Annotated in this window: 15 protein-coding genes; 10 read left to right on the top strand and 5 right to left on the bottom strand. The window is 72.3% G+C overall.

What is annotated here, in order from left to right:
• Positions 1 to 75 precede the first annotated feature (75 nt).
• From ACFYXU_RS23680 to ACFYXU_RS23670, 3 genes are read right to left on the bottom strand one after another with little or no spacing between them, the layout of a single operon-like run.
• On the bottom strand, positions 76 to 1497 hold the full coding sequence (locus tag ACFYXU_RS23680) for a class I adenylate-forming enzyme family protein (RefSeq protein ID WP_376513271.1): 1422 nt from the start codon (positions 1495 to 1497) through the stop codon (positions 76 to 78).
• 1 nt (position 1498) lies between these two features.
• Positions 1499 to 2197 (bottom strand): SDR family NAD(P)-dependent oxidoreductase, encoded by a 699-nt coding sequence (locus ACFYXU_RS23675; protein ID WP_376513269.1) that lies wholly within the window; start codon positions 2195 to 2197, stop codon positions 1499 to 1501.
• Positions 2198 to 2214: 17 nt separating this feature from the next.
• Complete coding sequence (locus ACFYXU_RS23670; RefSeq protein ID WP_376513267.1) at positions 2215 to 2520, bottom strand: hypothetical protein; 306 nt, start codon at positions 2518 to 2520, stop codon at positions 2215 to 2217.
• 280 nt (positions 2521 to 2800) lie between these two features.
• Here ACFYXU_RS23670 and ACFYXU_RS23665 point away from each other — a divergent pair, with 280 nt between their 5' ends.
• The 8 genes from ACFYXU_RS23665 to ACFYXU_RS23630 all read left to right on the top strand — a co-directional run bounded on the left by ACFYXU_RS23665 (position 2801) and on the right by ACFYXU_RS23630 (position 14150).
• Positions 2801 to 3832 (top strand): diiron oxygenase, encoded by a 1032-nt coding sequence (locus ACFYXU_RS23665; protein ID WP_376513266.1) that lies wholly within the window; start codon positions 2801 to 2803, stop codon positions 3830 to 3832.
• Complete coding sequence (locus ACFYXU_RS23660; RefSeq protein WP_389406178.1) at positions 3829 to 5007, top strand: hypothetical protein; 1179 nt, start codon at positions 3829 to 3831, stop codon at positions 5005 to 5007. Before ACFYXU_RS23665 ends, ACFYXU_RS23660 begins: the two co-directional genes overlap by 4 nt.
• On the top strand, positions 4994 to 7879 hold the full coding sequence (locus ACFYXU_RS23655) for an AMP-binding protein (RefSeq protein WP_389459782.1): 2886 nt from the start codon (positions 4994 to 4996) through the stop codon (positions 7877 to 7879). The genes ACFYXU_RS23660 and ACFYXU_RS23655 overlap by 14 nt, the downstream gene beginning before the upstream one ends.
• A gap of 20 nt (positions 7880 to 7899) precedes the next feature.
• Positions 7900 to 9480: an MBL fold metallo-hydrolase gene (locus ACFYXU_RS23650; RefSeq protein WP_389459779.1), complete on the top strand. Its 1581-nt coding sequence runs from the start codon at positions 7900 to 7902 to the stop codon at positions 9478 to 9480.
• 131 nt (positions 9481 to 9611) lie between these two features.
• Positions 9612 to 11672 (top strand): aminodeoxychorismate synthase component I, encoded by a 2061-nt coding sequence (gene pabB / locus ACFYXU_RS23645; protein ID WP_389459777.1) that lies wholly within the window; start codon positions 9612 to 9614, stop codon positions 11670 to 11672.
• The gene (gene cmlC, locus ACFYXU_RS23640; protein WP_389459775.1) at positions 11669 to 12583 is read left to right on the top strand and encodes a 4-amino-4-deoxyprephenate dehydrogenase CmlC; all 915 of its coding nucleotides are present in this window, start codon (positions 11669 to 11671) and stop codon (positions 12581 to 12583) included. Before pabB ends, cmlC begins: the two co-directional genes overlap by 4 nt.
• Positions 12580 to 12891: a 4-amino-4-deoxychorismate mutase CmlD gene (cmlD, locus tag ACFYXU_RS23635; RefSeq protein WP_329851957.1), complete on the top strand. Its 312-nt coding sequence runs from the start codon at positions 12580 to 12582 to the stop codon at positions 12889 to 12891. The genes cmlC and cmlD overlap by 4 nt, the downstream gene beginning before the upstream one ends.
• An 80-nt stretch (positions 12892 to 12971) precedes the next feature.
• On the top strand, positions 12972 to 14150 hold the full coding sequence (locus tag ACFYXU_RS23630) for a 3-deoxy-7-phosphoheptulonate synthase (RefSeq protein WP_329851955.1): 1179 nt from the start codon (positions 12972 to 12974) through the stop codon (positions 14148 to 14150).
• 80 nt (positions 14151 to 14230) lie between these two features.
• On the opposite strand, the gene ACFYXU_RS23625 is transcribed toward ACFYXU_RS23630, so the two are convergent.
• Entirely contained in the window at positions 14231 to 15442 is a 1212-nt protein-coding gene (locus tag ACFYXU_RS23625) for a Cmx/CmrA family chloramphenicol efflux MFS transporter (protein WP_376513253.1), read from the bottom strand.
• A gap of 316 nt (positions 15443 to 15758) precedes the next feature.
• Here ACFYXU_RS23625 and ACFYXU_RS23620 point away from each other — a divergent pair, with 316 nt between their 5' ends.
• Both ACFYXU_RS23620 and ACFYXU_RS23615 read left to right on the top strand, forming a co-directional pair.
• Positions 15759 to 17078: a cation:proton antiporter gene (locus ACFYXU_RS23620; RefSeq protein WP_389459773.1), complete on the top strand. Its 1320-nt coding sequence runs from the start codon at positions 15759 to 15761 to the stop codon at positions 17076 to 17078.
• Entirely contained in the window at positions 17078 to 17794 is a 717-nt protein-coding gene (locus ACFYXU_RS23615) for a 4'-phosphopantetheinyl transferase (RefSeq protein ID WP_384567586.1), read from the top strand. Before ACFYXU_RS23620 ends, ACFYXU_RS23615 begins: the two co-directional genes overlap by 1 nt.
• A 68-nt stretch (positions 17795 to 17862) precedes the next feature.
• Here the strand turns inward: ACFYXU_RS23615 and ACFYXU_RS23610 are convergent, their stop codons facing one another.
• Positions 17863 to 18843 (bottom strand): ParB N-terminal domain-containing protein, encoded by a 981-nt coding sequence (locus tag ACFYXU_RS23610; RefSeq protein WP_389459770.1) that lies wholly within the window; start codon positions 18841 to 18843, stop codon positions 17863 to 17865.
• Positions 18844 to 19204: the final 361 nt, after the last annotated feature.

Here is a 19204-nt window from a genome sequence, read left to right as displayed (position 1 = left end):
GAACAGACTGACGGGGCTCCACGCCGGTGCGGCGAGGAGGGAGCTTGGTAGGGGGTACGGGTGGGCGCGCAGCGTTCACTCCTCGTCGCCGCCCGGCCGGGACCGCACCTTCTTCATGCGGTCCGACATCGCGATCGTGTCGACCACGTTGATCTTCGAGGGAACCTTGAACGGTTCGACCCGGCCGGCGAGGAACTCCGCCACGTGCTTGCGCAGGGCTGAGCGGGTGACCTCGCCCGTGGGCTTGATGTCGACGCACACGGACTGGCCGGTGATCGCGTTCGGCCTGCCGTACACGACGCAGTCCTCGACGAGGGGACTCCCCATGAGGACCGACTCCAGTTCCAGCGGGAGGAGCTTCTCGCCGCCGACGTTGATGACCTCCTTGGCCCGGCCCTTGATCCGGAGGTAGCCGTCGGCCGCCTCCTCGACCAGGTCGCCGGTCCGGAACCAGCGGTCCTCGGTCAGCGCGTCGTCCTCGTAGTTCAGATAGCCGAGGAACTGGGTCCGGCTCCTGAGCTGGAGTTCGCCGTCGACGATGCGGTACTCCACACCGGCGTCGGAGATCTTGAAGTACGTGCTGGTCGACGATTCGCTGGTGGTGGTGGCGATCCCGGTCTCGCTCGTCCCGAAGGTCTGGAGCAGCCGCACCCCCGGGAAGGTCCGGCGGACCCGCAGGAGCAGCTCCTCGGACATCGGCTCGGTGCCGTACGTGATCAGGCGCAGGCTGCTGAGGTCGTGGGCGCGGTGGTAGCCGCCGACCATGATCAGGTTCAGGTAGGTCGGGCTGGTGGGGAGGACGAGGATCCGGTGACGTTCGATCAGCGCGCAGATCTCGTCCGGGGTGCGATGCCGGGGGAGGACCGCGGTGCCCCCGACCAGGAGGGTGCTGAGCAGGGAGTTGATGCCCCCGATGTGGTCGAACATCAGCACCATGAGGATGTTGAGAGCGTTCTCCCGGCGGCGCGGCCGCTTCCCGAGCTTCTCGTCGACGAGGACGTCGAGACTGTGGAGGATGACCTTCGGCGCGCCGGTGCTGCCGCTGCTGAGCAGGACGAGTCCGGCCGCGTCCGGGTCACCGAGCCGGCCGTGCACGGTGTCGGCCGGTCCGCCCGGGTCCGGGGCGGTCACGGGGCCGTCGCCGCCCTCACGGGTGACGGTGAGGTCCTCGATCTCCGTGCCGGTCCCGGTCGTCCTGACCAGATGGCCCGGCCGGCAGTGCTCGACGAGGGTGGCGAGCGTGGTGTCGGTGAGCGTCACCACCGGCACCACGACGTTCCTGTCGAGGAAGAGGGCGAACAGGGTCGCCACCGAGTCCAGCGAGTAGTCGCCGTGGACGACCACGGTCTCCCGGGGCCTCACCCCGTGGAGCGCCAGCCGCTCCCGTGTGTCGCGGATCCGCTTCAGGAGTTCCGCGTACGTGACGGCGGTCCCGCGGTCGAAGAGCGCCGTCCTGGTGCCGAAGTCCTCGAACCTCCGTAGCAGTTCGTCGCGCATGTCAGTGCACACCCCCTAGGAAGAGCGTCTCGCCCGTGATGAACTCCGACTGCCGGCCGATCAGGAAATCCACCGGGCCGACGATGTCCGCCGTCGTGCACTGACGGGATATCGCCTGGCGCGCGATCAGGGTCTCGATCTTGGACCGGGGCACGGTCCTCGTCAGTACGGTGTGAACGGGCGGAAGCCCGATTCCGTTCACCCTGATCCCGAACGCGGACAACTCCTTGCTCATGACGCGGACGAGTTGTTCGACCGCGCTCTTGCTGGCCGAGTAGGCGAGCTGTCCTTCGATGGCCCAGGGCACCGCGACCGTGGAGACGTTCAAGATCGCGGGACTTTGTTCCGTGGATTTCCGCAGCAGTTTGACCGCTTCCCGGCAGCAGTTCAGCACGGCGAAGAAATTGATGTCGAATATCTTCCGGGAAACCTCGTCCGGGGTCGTCATGAAATGGTTCATCGACGAGGTGCCGGCGTTGTTGACGAGGGCGTCGAGCTTTCCGTGTTCCTGCCGGACGCTCCGGAACATCCGTTTCGTCTGGACGGGGTCCGAGAGATCCGCCTCGTGGTGCCGGTAGCGCGGGTGATCGATGGTCGCGGGCTTTCTGCTGCACCCGACGACCTCGTGCCCGGCCGCCAGGAAATGCTCCGCGAGGGCCTTGCCGATGCCGGTCCGGGTGCCGGTGATCATGAGGATCATGAGGGCGGCGACCTGCGCTAACCGCGGACCCCGACGAGTTCCAGCTCCTCCTCGATGAAGCCGATCAGCCGGCGCACGCTGCTGAACGGACTCACCCGGCGGGACACCGCCTTCTCGGACGTGAGCGAGACCTCGGAGCCGAACTCGTCCTCGATGTTCTCCTCGACCAGGGAGAGGAAGGCCACCAGGTACATCGACTCGAACACTCCGGAATCACCGTAGAGGCACAGGTCGAGCACATGGTCGGTCGGAATCTTCTCCTCGCGCGTCAGATTTATTTCTTCGAGCGCCGCCACGACGACACCCTGGATTCGCTCCGTCACCTTCAGGCCTCCGTCCAGCACGAAAGACAGAACAGATCGCGTCGCCGGCCGAGTCGTGCTCCGGGCCGACGGCCTGGATTTTTATGTCATACGCCCCGGGGTCACGCAAGGTCGTTCATCCGACGGGGTCCGAAGGCCTGTTCAACTGTCCGGTTGCTTCAGTTGCACGGGCTGGTGATCTGCACACCCTTGCGGGCCGCGACCGATATCCACAGACTTCGAGAACGCCGGACCCGGAAAGGTTCGAGCCCGCAAAGGGAAGAGAAGGAAAGGGTGGGCCATGCGTGACCACACGGACGCCAAATCCGACGCGGCCGGGAACGACGACGGGCAGGACGAAGGGCACGTCCGGATCGGCGGACTGCCGGCATTCGACCCCGAAGACCCCGCCGAGAACGCGGTCATCAACCGTCTCGTCGGGAACTGGCACCGGCGCGCCGCCGTGAAGCGCGAGGAGCCGGACGTCTACGCCCTGTTCGACCCCGCTCGCCCGGACTTCCGGGAGGACATGATCCCCTTCCGGGGCCACCCCGTCTGGGAGCGCCTCTCCGACGAGACCCGCTCCCGTCTGCTGAGCTGGGGCTGGGTCGCCTACAACCGCAACACGGTGCTGATCGAGCAGCGGATCGCCAACCCGGCCTTCGAACTGGTCATCGGCGGCGCGTACCCCGGTCTCGGCGGCCAGCAGCTGGAACTCGCCGTCGCACAGGCCATGGTGGACGAGCAGTACCACACGCTCATGCACATCAACGGCAGCGCCGTGACCCGGCGGATGCGCCGGAGCGACTTCTCCGACCGGGTGCTGCCGGACTCGCACATCACCACGATCCACCAGGCGCATCTGGACCGCTGCGAGGAACCGTGGCAGCGGAGCCTGACCACCCTGGGCTTCGCGACGGTCGCCGAGATCTCCATCAACGCCTATCTCGACCTCCTCGCCGACGACCAGCGGATCCAGGTCGTCAACTCCACCACGGTGAAGCTGCACAACCGCGACGAGTACTGCCACGCCTCGATCTCGGGCGAGATGATGAAGCAGGTCTACGAGGCGCTCCCGGCCGACCGCCGACGCTTCCTCCTGGAGAAGGTCGTGGCCGGTCTGGAGGCCTTCGTCGCCCCCGACTTCACGACCTGGGAGTCGATCGTCGCCTTCGAGGACGTCCCCGGATGGGAGAAGGCCGCCGCCGAGGTGCGCGAGGCCCAGGGCGGCACCCACCTCGTGCAGGACCACTCGGGCGTCCACACCCTCCTGACGGAGATGGACGTGCTCGACCAGGTCGAGTTCGGCTGGGGCACGACGGTGACCCGGTGACCGCGGCCGGTCCCGGGCCGGCCGGCCGCCCCGGCCTGCGCCCCGCCGCGGTCGCCGTGCGCGACATCCACAGCTTCCTCGTCGACCTCGGCATGGACTGCGACGTCAACCCGTGCACGGCCTTCGTGGGTGCCGTCGAGCCCGGCCGGGTCGAGGACCCGCGCGCGTGGCGGGAGTTCGTGAGCCGGCTCGGCCTCACCCGGGCCCTGGCGGACCTGGTCGAGGTGGCGGAGGAGGACGTCGTCGTCACCCTCGACCCGCGGCCCGGCCCCGCCGAGGGCGGCCCCGCGGAACTGGCGGACCTGGTCACCGCCTACCACAACGAGCATCCGCTGCGGATCGACGAGGCCGTGCGCCTCGCGTACTGGCGGCACACCGACGGCGCGTACCTGCTCTTCGTCAAGTTCAGCCATCTGATCGTCGACCTGACCGACGTGGTCGAGCTCCTCCGGCAGATCAGGGCCCATCTGCGGGGTGAGACACCGCCGGGCCGGATCGGGTCCCGCTACCGTCACCACGCCCGGACCGTCGAGCAGTACACGGCGCTGCCGGCGGCCGACCCCGCGGAGGTCACCCGCGCCCTCGGCGAGCTGCCCGTACCGGGCCGCAAGGGCATCCCGACGATCTCCGCGGCCGTGGAGGACTGGCTGCCCCTGCGCGAGGGCGTCACCTTCGACGAACTGCTCAGCGCCGTCACCGGCGTCCTGCTCCCCGCCCTCGGCGGCGGCCTGGTCCTCCAGTACCCCTTCTCCCGCTGGGAGTTCGCGACGAAGGGCGGCTACTACGTCGAGATCAAACCACTCGTCGTACGGCCCGGTCCGCCGTCCGAGTACACCCCCGAGTACTTCGCGAAGACCCGGCACGCCCAGGAGTCCCTCGGCCGGTTCACGATGTCCGACCTCGACTCCTTCGCGCGGGCGTTCACCACCGGCCGGATGCCCCGCGTCGTCGTCTCCGACACCACGTTCATGCGCCCCGAGCCGGACCGCTGGCGCTGGGTCCCGGTGCGCGGCGCCCGCGTCTTCGAGGACCTCAAGTTCCTCGCCGACCGGTCCTGGCCCGGCCCGCCGCTGTTGCGGATGCAGTACAAGCGCGGATTCCTCTCACCCGAGGCCGCGGCCCACGTCCTCGACGGACTCAAGCAGCGAATTGGAGCAAGCGGTGCAACTCCCTGACCTGTTGACCGACCTCTTCCGGCGTCATCGCGGACGGCCCGCGCTGCGGACCGCCGGGCGGACCTGGACCTACGAGGAGCTCGACCGGGTCACCGGCGCGCTCGCCCGCCGCATCGACAGCGAGTGCCCCGCGGGCCGCCGCGTCCTGGTCGCCGGGGAGCACACGGCCGAAGCCGTGGTCTGGGCCCTCGCGGCGATGCGCAGCCGTGCCGTGCACACCCCGATGAACCCCGGCCTGCCCGCCGACCGGTTCGAGGAGTTCGCGCGCGTCGCGGACGCGGCGCTCCTCGTCTGCTTCGAGCGCGAGGCGCTGGTGCGCGGCGAGAAGGCCGGCCTCCGCGTCCTGTACGCCGGTGACGTGGGCTGGCCCACGGACCCGGGACCGGACCCGGATCAGGGCCCGGCGGACGGCGCGGCCGAGGAGCCGGCCCGTCCCCGCGTCGCGTACTCCATCTTCACCTCGGGCTCGACCGGCAGCCCCAAGCTCGTCGACGTCGGGCACGGCGGTCTGCTCAACCTGTGCCGCTCCCTGCGGCGGCTGCTCGACATCACACCCGACGACGAGGTCCTGCACTTCGCGTCGCTCTCGTTCGACGCGTCCGTCAGCGAGATCCTCGGGACCCTGTACGCCGGGGCGACCCTCGTCGTCCCCGTGCGCGACCAGGCGTCCTGGCTGGGTTCCGTGTCGCGTCACCTCGCCGCCCACGGCTGCGACCTGGCCATGCTGTCACCGTCCGTCTACGCGCGGCTCGACGAGGCGGCGCGCAGCCGCATCCGCAAGGTGGAGTTCTGCGGCGAGGCCCTGGGGGAGGCCGAGTACCACAAGGCCGCCCGGTACAGCAGGGTGTTCAACGCGTACGGCCCGACCGAGGCCACCGTCTGCTTCTCCCTCGCCGAACTGACCACGTTCACGCCGGGCATCGGCACTCCCCTCGACGGGTTCCGGGCCTTCGTCCGCGACCCCGACACCGGTGAGCACGCCACGGCGGGCACCGGCGAGCTCGTCATCGTCGGCGACGGCGTGGCGCTCGGTTACGTCGGCGGGAGCGCGGCCGAGAACGAGGTGTTCGGCACCGTCGACGGCTCCCCGGCGTACGCCACCGGCGACGTCGTGACCCTCGCCGACGACGGCGCCCTCACCTACCTCGGACGGATCGACGAGCAGATCAAACGCCTCGGCCACCGGGTGAACCTCGCCCACGTCGGGTCCACGCTCTCCCGCCATCTGGGGCGCGAGCTGGCCCTCCTGCGCAAGGACGCCACGATCCTGCTGGTCACGGCCGCGGACGGCGACACCACGGAGGAGTCGCTGATGGCCCGGATCAGGGATCTGGTGCCCGTCTGGGAGGCGCCCGACCGGGTGGTCCTGTTCGACGCGCTCCCGCTCACCTCCGGCGGGAAGGTCGACCGCAGCGCCCTGCGCGAGCGGCTCGCGGCCCCGGCCGGCGCCCCGCACGCCGGGACGCCCGACGAGGACGCGGCGGAACTGCGGCGCGTGCTCGACGTCGTGACCGCCGTCCTGGGCCAGGAGATCGGCCCCGAGACGTCCATCTTCGACGCGGGCGGCAGCTCCCTCGCCATGATCCAGATCCAGGTCAAACTCTCCGACACGTACGGAGAGGAGGCCGTCGAGGCCGCGTTCGCCGCCATGGACTACGACTTCGCCCCGGCCGCCTTCCTGCGCCACCTGCGCGGAGAGGCCGCCGCCCCGGCGGAGTCCGCCGTCGAGACCCTGCTGCGCCGGGTGGAGACCGAGCGCGACGCCCTGCGCGCCGAACTGCCGGTGCTCCGCCGCGACACCCGGCACGTGACGGTGCCCGGAGCCGGGGGCGGCGACCGCGAGGTCCTCCTCACCGGCGCGTCCGGCTTCATCGGAGGACACGTCCTCGACCGGCTGCTCGCCGCCGGCCGCCGTGTCCTCGTCGTCAGCACCGGCGACCCCGACGGGCTCCTGACCGGCCACGCGGCCCGGTTCGGACGGCGGGCCGCCGACTACGCCCGGGTGCGGGCCATCTCCTACGCGGAACTCGAGCGGTGGGTCGAGCGGCGGCGCGGCCCCGTCATCGACGCGGTGGTGCACTGCGGCTACCAGGTCAACCACCTGCTGCCGCTCGACAGCCACATGAACGGCAGCGTGCGCAACACGGCTCTGGTCGTCCGCGCGGCGGCGGCCCTGGGCGCCCGTGCCTTCGCCTTCCTCTCGGCCGCCTCGGCCGGAGCCGCCTTCCTGCCCCTGTCGGCCGCGACCCTCACGGCCGCCGGCGACCCGTACTCGCGGTCGAAGCTGATCAGCGAGGCGTACGTCGACACCCTCGCCGTGCTGGGCTGCGACGTCGCCCACTACCGGCCCGGTCTGGTCTACGGACACCGGCCCGAGGACCGCCACCACCTCCAGGACGACTGGTTCACCGCCCTGCTTGAGACCGCGCGCCGGGTGGGCGCGATGCCCCGGCTCAGCGGCCACGTGCCCGTCTGCGACGTCGGCACCCTGGCCGAGACCCTCCTCGGCGACCTGGACGCGGACCCGGGGACGGCCGACGGCGCGTCCCCGGCCCCGGGCTCCCGTTCGAGGGTCGTGGTCCACCGCACGTACGCGCTCGACGAGCTGCTGCCCCACACGGGGCTCACCGCGGCGGACCTCCTGGCGCCCGCCGAGTGGTTCGACCGGGTACGGGACGGCGGAGAGGTCCCCGCCCCCCTCCTGGCCGCCATGCAGGCGGCCCTGAGCGGCCCCGGCTGGCCCACCCCCCACCGCGGGGCCGGGCACGACATCCTCGGCCGTCTCCTCGGCACCCCGGCGGGCGACGGGCCGGGGAGGACCGGATCCACCGCAGAGACCCCGAGCGGCGCCCCCGCGCCCTCACCGCGCTGACAGGAACGGAGCCGTCGCCCATGCGCTACTCGCTGCGCCAGGACATCGCGGTCGAGCCGGTCATCGCCGGCTGGTACGGCTGGTCGTACCTGCTGCCGCCGCAGACCCTCGCCCGCTTCGTCCACAACCGCTTCAACCGCATCGTCGAGAGCTACCTCGACGACCCGCAGGTCCACGCGGCGGCCGTCCGGCAACGCCGGATGCACGGCGGCCCCTGGATCCACGCCCACGAGCACCGCGACGCCATCGAGGCGTGGTACCGGGAGACGGCTCCCCGCCGGGCCCGGCTCGCCGAACTCTTCGAGGCCGTCCGCCGACTGGAGGTGGACATCCTGCCCCGCCACCACGGCGAGTGCCTCGACTCCGTCTACCAGGAGCTGCCGGCGGCCCTGGCCGGCCGGGTGGAGGTGTTCTACGGCAGGGACAACCGCACGGCCGACTACCGCTTCGTCGAGCCCCTGATGTACGCCTCCGAGTACTACGACGAGTCCTGGCAGCAGGTCCGCTTCCGCCCCGTCACGGAGGACGCCCGCGAGTTCGCGCTGACCACGCCGATGCTGGAGTACGGCCCGGAACAGCTGCTGGTCGACGTCCCGCTGAACTCCCCCCTGCTCGACAGCGTCTTCCGCGGCGGCCTGACCGCGGCCGGACTCGACGACCTGGCAGCCCGGTTCGGGCTGGAGGGCGAACGGGCCGCCCGGTTCGCCTCGTACTTCGAGCCCACCCCGGCGCCCCCCGCTCCCGCCGACGACGACGTCCTCGAATACGTCGGCCACGCCTGCGTGTTCGCCCGGTACCGGGGAACGACCTTCCTGGTGGACCCGGTGCTGAGCTACACCGGCTACCCCGGGGGCGCGGAGAACCGGTTCACCTTCGCCGACCTGCCGGAGCGCATCGACCACCTGCTCATCACCCACAACCACCAGGACCACATGCTCTTCGAGACCCTGCTGCGGATCCGGCACCGGGTCGGCAGGGTGCTGGTCCCCAGGTCCACCAACGCCAGCCTGGTCGACCCCGGACTCGGCGGCATCCTGCGCCGGCTGGGCTTCACCGACGTCGTCGAGGTCGACGACCTGGAGACGCTGTCCTGCGGCTCGGCCGAGGCCGTCGCCCTGCCCTTCCTGGGGGAACACGGCGATCTGCGCATCCGCAGCAAGACCGGCTGGCTGCTGCGGTTCGGTGAGCGCTCCGTCCTGTTCGCCGCCGACTCCACCAACATCTCCCCGACGATGTACACCAGGGTGGCCGAGGTGATCGGCGCCGTCGACACCGTCTTCATCGGCATGGAGAGCATCGGCGCGGCCGCCAGCTGGATCTACGGTCCGCTCTACGGCGAGCCGCTGGACCGCAGGACCGACCAGAGCCGACGACTCAACGGCTCCGACTTCCCGCAGGCGAGGGAGATCGTCGACGCCCTGGAGCCCGACGAGGTCTACGTGTACGCGATGGGCCTCGAACCCTGGATGGGCGTCGTGATGGCCGTCGACTACGACGAGAGCCATCCCGCCATCGTCGACAGCGACCTCCTCGTGCGGCACGTCCAGGACAAGGGCGGGACCGCCGAACGGCTGCACCTCCGGCGGACGCTGCCCCTCTGAGCGACGCGACGCCGGAGGCCGGGTCGGCGGCCCGCCGCCCCGGCCTCCGGCCCTTCCGGCCCGGCCCCTCCGGTCCGCCCCCCGCGGCATCGCCGCCCGTGGGCGAGCCCTTCGAGACAAGGTGCCCCATCATGCGCACACTTCTGATCGACAACTACGACTCGTTCACCCACAACCTCTTCCAGTACATCGGCGAGGCGACCGGCCGGCCCCCCGTCGTCGTCCCCAACGACGCCGACTGGTCGCGGCTGGCCCTCGACGACTTCGACGCGATCGTCGTCTCCCCGGGCCCGGGGAGCCCGGACCGGGAGCGCGACTTCGGGATCAGCCGACGGGCGATCACCGACAGCGGTCTGCCCGTCCTCGGCGTCTGCCTCGGCCACCAGGGCATCGCCCAGCTCTTCGGCGGAACCGTCGCCCTCGCCCCGGAACCCATGCATGGCCGCGTCTCCGAGGTGCGCCACACCGGAAGGGACGTCTTCCGGGGCCTGCCCTCACCGTTCGCCGCCGTGCGCTACCACTCCCTGGCCGCCACCGACCTCCCCGACGAGCTGGAACCCCTCGCCTGGAGCGACGACGGCGTCGTCATGGGGCTGCGGCACCGCGAGAAACCGCTGTGGGGCGTCCAGTTCCACCCGGAGTCGATCGGCAGCGACTTCGGCCGGGAGATCATGGCCAACTTCCGGGACCTCGCCCTCGCCCACCACCGGGCACGGCGGTCCGCGGCGGACTCCCCGTACGAACTCCACGTGCGCCGCGTCGACGTGCTCCCGGACGCGGAGGAGGTGCGCCGCGGCTGCCTGTCCGCGGAGGGCGCCACGTTCTGGCTGGACAGCAGCTCCGTCGTCGAAGGCGCCTCGCGCTTCTCGTTCCTCGGCGACGACCGCGGCCCGCTCGCGGAGTACCTCACCTACCGGGTCGCCGACGGAGTCGTCTCCGTCCGAGGCTCCGACGGCGCCACGACCCGGACGCGGCGCCCCTTCTTCACCTATCTGGAGGAGCAGCTCGACCGCCGGCGGGTGCCCCTCGCCCCCGGGCTGCCCTTCGAGTTCAACCTCGGCTACGTCGGCTATCTCGGCTACGAGCTGAAGGCGGAGACCAGCGGCGAACCCGCGCACCGCTCCCCGCACCCCGACGCCGCGTTCCTCTTCGCCGACCGCGTCATCGTCCTCGACCACCAGGAAGGCTGCTGCTACCTGCTGGCCCTCGACCGCCGCGGCCAGGACGACGGGGCCCGCGCCTGGCTGCGGGAGACGGCCGGGACCCTCACCGGTCTCGCCGTCCGCGCCCCGGCGGATCCGACCCCCGCCATGGTCTTCGGGGACCCCGAGGCGGCGACGGGCTTCGGCCCCCTGGCCCGGGCGCGGCACGACAAGGACGCGTACCTCAAGCGCATCGACGCGTGCCTGGAGGAGATCCGCAACGGGGAGTCGTACGAGATCTGCCTGACCAACATGGTGACGGCGCCGACCGAGGCGACCGCCCTGCCGCTCTACTCCGCGCTCCGCGCCATCAGCCCCGTCCCGTACGGCGCCCTGCTCGACTTCCCCGAACTCTCGGTGCTCAGCGCCTCGCCCGAGCGGTTCCTCACCATCGGCGCGGACGGCGCCGTCGAGTCCAAGCCCATCAAGGGGACCCGCCCCCGGGGTGGCACGGCGGAGGAGGACGAGCGGCTCCGCGCCGATCTGGCCGGCCGGGAGAAGGACCGGGCCGAGAACCTCATGATCGTCGACCTGGTGCGCAACGACCTCAACAGCGTCTGCGCGATCGGCTCCGTCCACGTGCCCCGGCTCTTCGAGGTGGAGACCTACGCGCCCGTGCACCAGCTGGTGTCGACGATCCGGGGACGGCTGCGGACCGGCACGAGCACCGCCGCCTGCGTACGCGCCGCCTTCCCCGGCGGCTCCATGACCGGTGCGCCCAAGAAGCGCACCATGGAGATCATCGACCGCCTGGAGGAAGGCCCCCGGGGCGTCTACTCCGGTGCGCTCGGCTGGTTCGCCCTGAGCGGGGCCGCCGACCTCAGCATCGTCATCCGCACCATCGTGCTGGCAGGCGGCCGGGCGGAGTTCGGCGTCGGCGGGGCGATCGTGTCCCTCTCCGACCAGGAGGAGGAGTTCACCGAGACCGTGGTGAAGGCACGTGCCATGGTCTCCGCCCTCGACGGCAGCGCGGTGGCGGGCGCCCGATGAGCGGCTTCGCCCGCAGCGTCGTCGTCGGCGGGAGCGGAGCGGTCGGCGGCATGTTCGCCGAGCTGCTGCGGGAGGCGGGTAGCCGCACGCTCGTCGTCGACCTCGTACCGCCTCCGGAGCGGCGGGACGCCTTCCTGACCGGTGACGTCACCGCGCCGGGGCCCGAGCTCGCGGCCGCCCTCCGGGACGCGGACCTGGTCCTGCTCGCCGTCCACGAGGAGATGGCCCTCAAGGCCGTCGCGCCCGTGACCCGGCTCCTGCGGCGGGGCGCGCTGCTCGCCGACACGCTGTCCGTCCGGACCGGCATGGCCGACGAGCTCGCGGCCCGCGCCCCCGGTGTCCAGCACGTGGGGCTCAACCCGATGTTCGCCCCGGCCGCCGGCATGACCGGCCGTCCCGTGGCCGCCGTGGTCACGAGGGACGGGCCGGGCGTCGCCGCCCTCCTGCGGCTCGTCGAGGACCGCGGCGGAAGGCCCGTACGCCTCTCGGCCGAGGAGCACGACCGGACGGTGGCGGCCACCCAGGCCCTGACGCACGCCGCGATCCTCTCCTTCGGGCTCGCCCTCGCCCGCCTCGGCGTGGACGCCGCGACGCTGAAGGAGACGGCGCCGCCGCCCCATCAGGTCCTGCTCGCCCTCCTCGCCCGCGTGCTCGGGGGCAGCCCCGAGGTGTACGGGGACATCCAGCGGTCCAACCCCCGGGCGGCGTCCGCGCGCCGTGCGCTCGCCGAGGCCCTGGGCTCCTTCGCCGAGGCCGCCGGTGACGGGCCCGACCCCGCCGAGGGTCTCGACGGCGTCTTCGAGGAGCTCCGCCGGTTCATGGGCCCCGAGCTCAGGGCGAGCCAGGACCACTGCCAGGAGCTGTTCCGCACCGTGCACCGCACCGACCACGAAGGCGAGAAGGACCGATGACCGAGCAGAACGAACTCGAGCGGCTGCGCGCGGAGCTCGACGCCCTCGACGGGACGCTCCTGGACACGGTGCGACGCCGCATCGGCCTGGGCGTCCGGATCGCCCGGTACAAGTCCCGGCACGACGTCCCGATGATGCAGCCCGGCCGGGTCGGCCTGGTCAAGGACCGCGCCGCCCGCTACGCCACCGACCACGGCCTCGACGAGACGTTCCTGGTGAACCTCTACGACGCGATCATCACGGAGATGTGCCGCGTCGAGGACCAGGTGATGCGGAGGGAGAGCCCGACGGCCGGGGAGCGGCGTTGACGCCGACCCCGCCGACCACCGCGCACGACCCCCACCACAGCCTCGCCGGCGGTGTTCCGACGAGGACGGAGGAGACCACGATGCACGCGACCACGACACTCACGACCCTGACCGGGCGGACGGCGGCACAACAACCCTATTGGCCCGATCCGGAGGCCGTCGACGCGGTGGAGCGGGAGCTCGCCGGGCTGCCCGTCCTCACCCCCGAGGAGGAGGTCGACGACCTGATGGGCGGGATGGAGCTGGTGGCCCGCGGCTCGGCGCTGCTCGTCCAGGGCGGCGACTGCGCCGAACGCTTCCACGAGGCCGTTCCCGACCTGGTCCGACGGAAGGTCGACAACCTTCAGGGCCTCGCCGCGATCATGCGGGCCGGCAGCGGACTGCCCGCGCTGGCCGTGGGCCGGATCGCGGGCCAGTACGGAAAACCGCGCTCCTCGCCCTTCGAGACCGAGGAGTCGGGCTCGGGCCGCCAGATGCCCAGCTACTGCGGCGACGCTGTCAACGAGCCCGCCTTCGAACCGGTCGCCAGGACCCCGGAGCCCCGCCGGCTCCTCACCGCGTACACCTGCTCGCAGATCGTCCTCGACGAGATCCGGCGCTCCTGGTCGGGGCGGCCCGTCCTGGAACGGCTCTACACCTCCCACGAGCTGCTCCTGCTGCCCTACGAGAGGCCGCTGGTGCGCGAGGGCGCCCACGGTGCGTACAGCGGGTCCGCGCACTTCGGCTGGATCGGCGAGCGCACCCGCCGGGAGGACGGCGCGCACGTCGCCCTCGCCCAGGCCGTGCACAACCCCGTCGGCGTCAAGCTGGGGCCGACGGTCTCGCCGCAGGACGCGGTCGCCCTGAGCCGGTCGCTGAACCCGGAGGGCCTGCCGGGACGGCTGACGTTCATCGTGCGCCTCGGTGCCGAGCGGGTGGACGAGCTCCTTCCGGCCGTCGTCAGGGCGGTCGCCCGCCACGGCGCACCGGTCGTCTGGCTCTGCGACCCGATGCACGGCAACGGGGTGAAGCTGGCCGGTCACAAGACGCGGCTGATCGAGCCGATGCGCGCCGAGACCGCCTCCTTCGTGCGGACGCTGCGGGAGCACGGGCAGTGGCCCGCGGGCCTCCACCTGGAGCTCACCCCGGACCCGGTCACCGAATGCGTGTCGGAGCTGGACCGGCCGCCGCGGTTCACGGACTACCGGTCCACCTGCGACCCCCGGCTGAACCCCGAGCAGTCGGCGGACATGGTCACCCACTTCCTGTCCCTGCTCTGAGCGGCGCCAGGACCGTCCGCCCCGACGGCCGGTGGCCCGCCCCGACGAGGGGGACGGGCCACCGGAGACGGGACGGACGGTCAGGAACGGGCCTCCACCGGGCGCTCGGTGGCCAGGGTCTCCGGGGCACCGGCGGCGCCCTTGGCGCCGGTGATGCCGGCGGCCCGGGCCACGCCCGCCAGGACGAGCGCGGTGGTGACGAGCACGGCGCTCACCACGAGCGGCGAGCGGTAGCCGAGCCCGGCGCCCAGGGCGAGACCGCCCAGGGCGGGACCGGCGGCGGCGCCGACGTTCAGGGCGGCGGTGGCGAATCCGCCCGCGAGCGTGGGGGCGTCCGACGCCGTGTAGAGGGCCTGCGCGATCAGCGTCGAGCCCACGCCGAACGAGAGCGCGCCCTGGACGAAGACGAGGACGAGCGCCACGACCGGGTTCCCGGCCGTGAGGGCGAAGACCAGCCAGCCGGCGAGGAGGGCCGCGCCACCGACCGCCAGGACCTGGCCGGGACGGGTGTCCGCGAGCCGGCCGCCCACGTTGACCCCGACGAAGGACCCGATGCCGAACAGCGCGAGCGTGGCGGGCACCCAGCCGGAGCTCAGCTCCGTCACCTTGGTGATGACCGGCGCGAGGTACGTGAACGAGCAGAACGTCGCTCCGTTGACCAGCGCCCCGAGCAGGAGCGTCACACCGACCCGGGGCGTGCGCAGCGCCCGCAGTTCGTGGCGGACGCTCGGAGCCGCGGGGTCGACGGGCGTCGCGGGCACGGACCACAGCACCGCGGCGATCGCGGGGGCGGAGATGAGCGCGACCCCCCAGAAGGCCGAGCGCCAGCCCCAGACCTCGCTGAGGACGGCGCCGAGCGGGACGCCGGCGATGCAGGCGAGGGTGACGCCGCTGAGCAGGATCGAGGTCGCCCGGCCCTTGGCCTGGGGGCCGGCCATGCTCGCCGCGGTGGCGAGGCCCACGGCGAGGAAGCCCGCGTTGGCGAGCGCGGCGATCACCCGCGTGAGGAAGAGGACTTCGAAGCTGTGGGTGAGAGCGCCGACGACATGCGCGAGGAGGAACGTGACGAGGAAGGCGAGCAGCGCCCGGCGGCGCGGCCAGCGCAGACTCAGCATCGCGACCAGCGGTGCGCCGACGATCATTCCGACGGCGAAGGCCGAGGTCAGCGAGCCGACGGCCTGGAGGGACACGCCGAAGTCGGCGGCCATGTCCTCCACGAGTCCGGACAGCATGAATTCCGACGTTCCCTGGGCGAACACGGCCAGCCCGAGAACGTAGATGGCGAATGGCATGAAGAAGCTCCAACTACATCGCAGAAGGGGGAGACGCGACGCAGGCACGAAGGGCCGTGCGGCGCGTGGGAGACGTCCCGGAGCGAACTCCGGACGTGGTCCCGCGATGCGGTGGATCCGTGGCGAATGCGCGACGCGCTGCTCGGCGGCGGAGGCCGGGGAGAAGCAGGGTCGTCAGAGAACTACGCGATCAGCCACCGGATCACCGGTGGCTCGCTTCTTTCCGCCTCAGGACTCGACATACCTCTCAACATAGCAACGCCCGGAACGCCGTGTCTAACGACGTGGACACCCCCGGCGCGGAGAAGGAGTGTTCATGACGACCCACCAGACAGCCATGATCATGATGGGGCTCGCGGTGGTCCTCGCACTGGCGCACGTGCTCGGGCGCCTCGCACGACGATGCGGCCAGCCGGCCGTGCTCGGCGAGATCCTCGCCGGCATCCTGCTCGGCCCGACGCTGTTCCACGGCGCGCTCTCGGACGCGGTCTTCCCCACGGACGTCCGGCCGATGCTCAGCACGCTCGGGAACCTGGGCGTCGCGCTGTTCATGTTCCTCGTCGGCCTCGAACTCGACCACCGGCTGCTGCGCGGGAACAAGCGCGCGGCGGTCGGGGTGTCCCTGGGGTCGATCGTCTGCTCGTTCGGACTCGGCGCGACGCTGGCGGTGTGGCTGTGGAACGCCCATCCGGCCGGCGACCGGCTCGCCTTCGTGCTGTTCCTCGGCGCGGCCATGTCCATCACGGCCTTCCCGGTCCTCGCCCGCATCCTCACCGACCGGGGCATCCAGCACACACGGGTCGGCGCGCTGGCGATGGCGAGCGCGGCCGCGGGGGACGTCGTCGCCTGGCTGCTGCTCGCGGCCGTCCTGACCTTCACGGGAAGCCAGGACTCCTGGCAGGTGCTGCTGATCCTGCCGTACGCCCTGGTCATGATCGCGGTGGTACGGCCGCTCCTCGGCAGGTTCCTGGCCGCCCGCGAACCGGGCGGGACGGGAGCGGGCGCGCGCGGCCCGGGAGCCGGACCGCTCGGGGTCCTGACGGTGCTGCTGCTCGTCTCCGGCGCACTCAGCGAGTGGTTCGGGCTGCACTTCATCTTCGGCGCGTTCCTCGCGGGAGCGATCGTGCCGCGGCAGGGCACGGAGCGGCTGCGCGCGGCGGTCGCCGACCGGTTCGAGTCGGTCACCTGGATGCTGCTGCCCGCGTACTTCACGGTCGCCGGGCTGAAGGTGGACCTGAGCACGGTGGACGCGGACGGACTCGGCGAGCTCGGCCTGATCCTCCTCGTGGCGATCGGCGGCAAGTTCGGCGGCGCCTACCTGGGAGCGCGCGCCACGGGCAGGCCCGGACGGTCGGCGACGACACTGGGCATCCTCATGAACACCCGCGGTCTCACCGAACTGATCATCCTGGGCGTCGGACTGCAACTGGGGCTGCTCGACGCCGACCTGTACTCCCTGATGGTCGTCATGGCCCTCGTCACCACCGCCATGACCGCGCCCCTGCTGCGCTGGGCCTACCCGCGCGAGATGGTCGACGCGGACCTGCGGGAGCTGGCCGCGGAGTGGGAGGCGGCGGTGCCCCGCCCCCAGGCCGGCCGGCCCGTGGGCGGGGAGACGTCGGGGGCGAAGCGGTGATGCCGACGCTCCTGACCGGGCTCGTACCGGAAGCGGCGCTGACCGCGGAGGAGTTCGGCGACGTGCCGGACGCCTGGATCTTCCCGGAGGAGGCGGCCGTACTGAGCCGGTCGGCGGACCGTCGCCGCCGGGAGTTCGCCACCGTACGGCACTGCGCGCGGCTCGCCCTGACCTCCCTCGGCCGGCCGGCCGGGCCGATGGTGCCGGGGGAGCGGGGCGCGCCGGCCTGGCCGGAGGGCGTGGTGGGTTCGATGACCCACTGCGAGGGCTACCGCGCGGCCGCCGTGTCCCGCAGGATCGACGTCGCCGCCCTGGGAATCGACGCCGAACCCCACGCGCCGCTGCCGCCGGGGCTGCTGCGGCGGATCGCGTCACCCGGCGAGCGGGCCCGGCTGACGGAGTTGTCCCGGGCCAGGCCCGCGCTCCACTGGGACCGGCTGTTCTTCAGCGCCAAGGAGTCGGTGTACAAGGCGTGGTTCCCCCTGACCGGGACCTGGCTGGACTTCCGCGAGGCCGAGCTGGTCATCGACCCGAACCGGCAGTCCTTCCGGGCCCGCCTCCTGCGCGCCGGCCACGACGAGGAGGGGCGACCGGTCCGCATCCTGCACGGGCGGTGGCGGGTCGGCCGCCGGCTCGTCGTCACCGCCGTGGCCCACCGGGTGGCGGCCGGCGTCCCGGGCGGCGCCGGCGCGGCCACCGCGTCCGGCCGGGCCTAGGGCGGGTCTCGTCGTCACCCTCCCGTCGTCGCCCGGGTCGCGGCGACGACGGGAGGGTGACGACACGCCTAGTCGGTCAGGGCGTCCTCGACGCACCGCAGCTCCCGGGCCATCCCCTTGAGGTCGTCCGCGCAGGCGGACAGGATGTCGGCCACCGCGCTCCGGCCGTGCAGGGGGATGGTCGGCGCGAGGCGCTTCCACTCCTCGGTGGTCCGCAGCTGCGTGTGCAGGCGCTGAAGGACGAGCCGGCCGCTCTCGCTGAGCCGGAGCGAAGGGTCGTTGCGGAGCCCGTCGAAGAGGGTGACGCGGCGGTCGAGGTCGGGCCCGCCCCGCCGGCCCGCGGGCCGCTCGTCCGGCACGGGCGGCGCGGGAGCGCCGGGACCGGCCTCGGGTGCGCCGGTGCGGCGGCCGTCGGGAACCGCCGACCGCCCGTCGGCCAGCCGGTGGCGCACGTCGCGGGCGGTGCCCACGGAGATCCCGGCCCGGCGGGCGATCTCCCGCAGCGAGGCCGCGGGATTCTGCCGGATCACCTCGGCCGCCACCCGGCGGCCCTCCGCCGTGGTGGACGGACGGATCCGGCCGTCCCGCCCCACCCGCGCCTCCGGCCGCGCGTCGGGGTCGGCGATGTCCCGTCGCAGCGCGCCCACGCCGGTGGCGCTCCAGCCGGTCCGCTCGGCGATGCTGCGGTCGGACCAGTGGGGGTGGGTGCGTAATATCCGCAGCGCCGCCTGCTTCCGCTCGTCGCTGGAGAGCGGGAGGCCGTGCCGCGTGTTGGACTCCACGGCGAGCAGGAAGGCCGCCTGCTCGTCCCCCTCGAACCAGCGGGCGCCGATGGTGTCCATCGCGCGCAGCTCCGCGGCCCGCACCCGGTGCATGCCGTCGATGACCCGCAGGGTCGCCCGGTGCACCAGGATCGGGGGGAACTCCGTCTCGCTCTCCGCCAGCGCCCTCACGTGCGCCTGGTCGAGCGCGAACCGTGGCGAGTCCGCCGGCAGCAGGGTGTGGATGTCGATGTCGAAGGTCGACGCCGGTCGTAGATCCGAAATCATGGATATCAACGCCTCCAGGAACGCACGTCATCGATGACAGGAAAACTGGTACGGCTCCGCGAGCACGGGCACGGCACAGGGGCGCGCGAAGGCGGGGCGGCGGCGCGGGGGAGAGCGATCACCGAGCGAGAGGGCGCGGGGACCACGAGTGAGGGGTGGGTGGGGTGTCTGAGGTGGGGGCGGGGTGTGGGGGGTGGGGGGTGTGGGGGTGAACAGGACACGGGGCCGTGACGACCGGGTGGGTCAGGACACGGCGCGTGGGCACGGAGCCGTACGGGGTGCGGCGGCGCCGGACGCGACGACGATGTGGCCGGTTCTCCGCAGGGTCACGGCGCCGCGTGAGTGCTCGGCACCCGACCTC

The sequence above is a fragment of the Streptomyces sp. NPDC002232 genome, from assembly GCF_042890295.1.
Lineage (GTDB): Bacteria > Actinomycetota > Actinomycetes > Streptomycetales > Streptomycetaceae > Streptomyces.
Note: the sequence above shows the minus strand (reverse complement) of the source record. Positions and strands in the feature narration are given on the sequence as shown.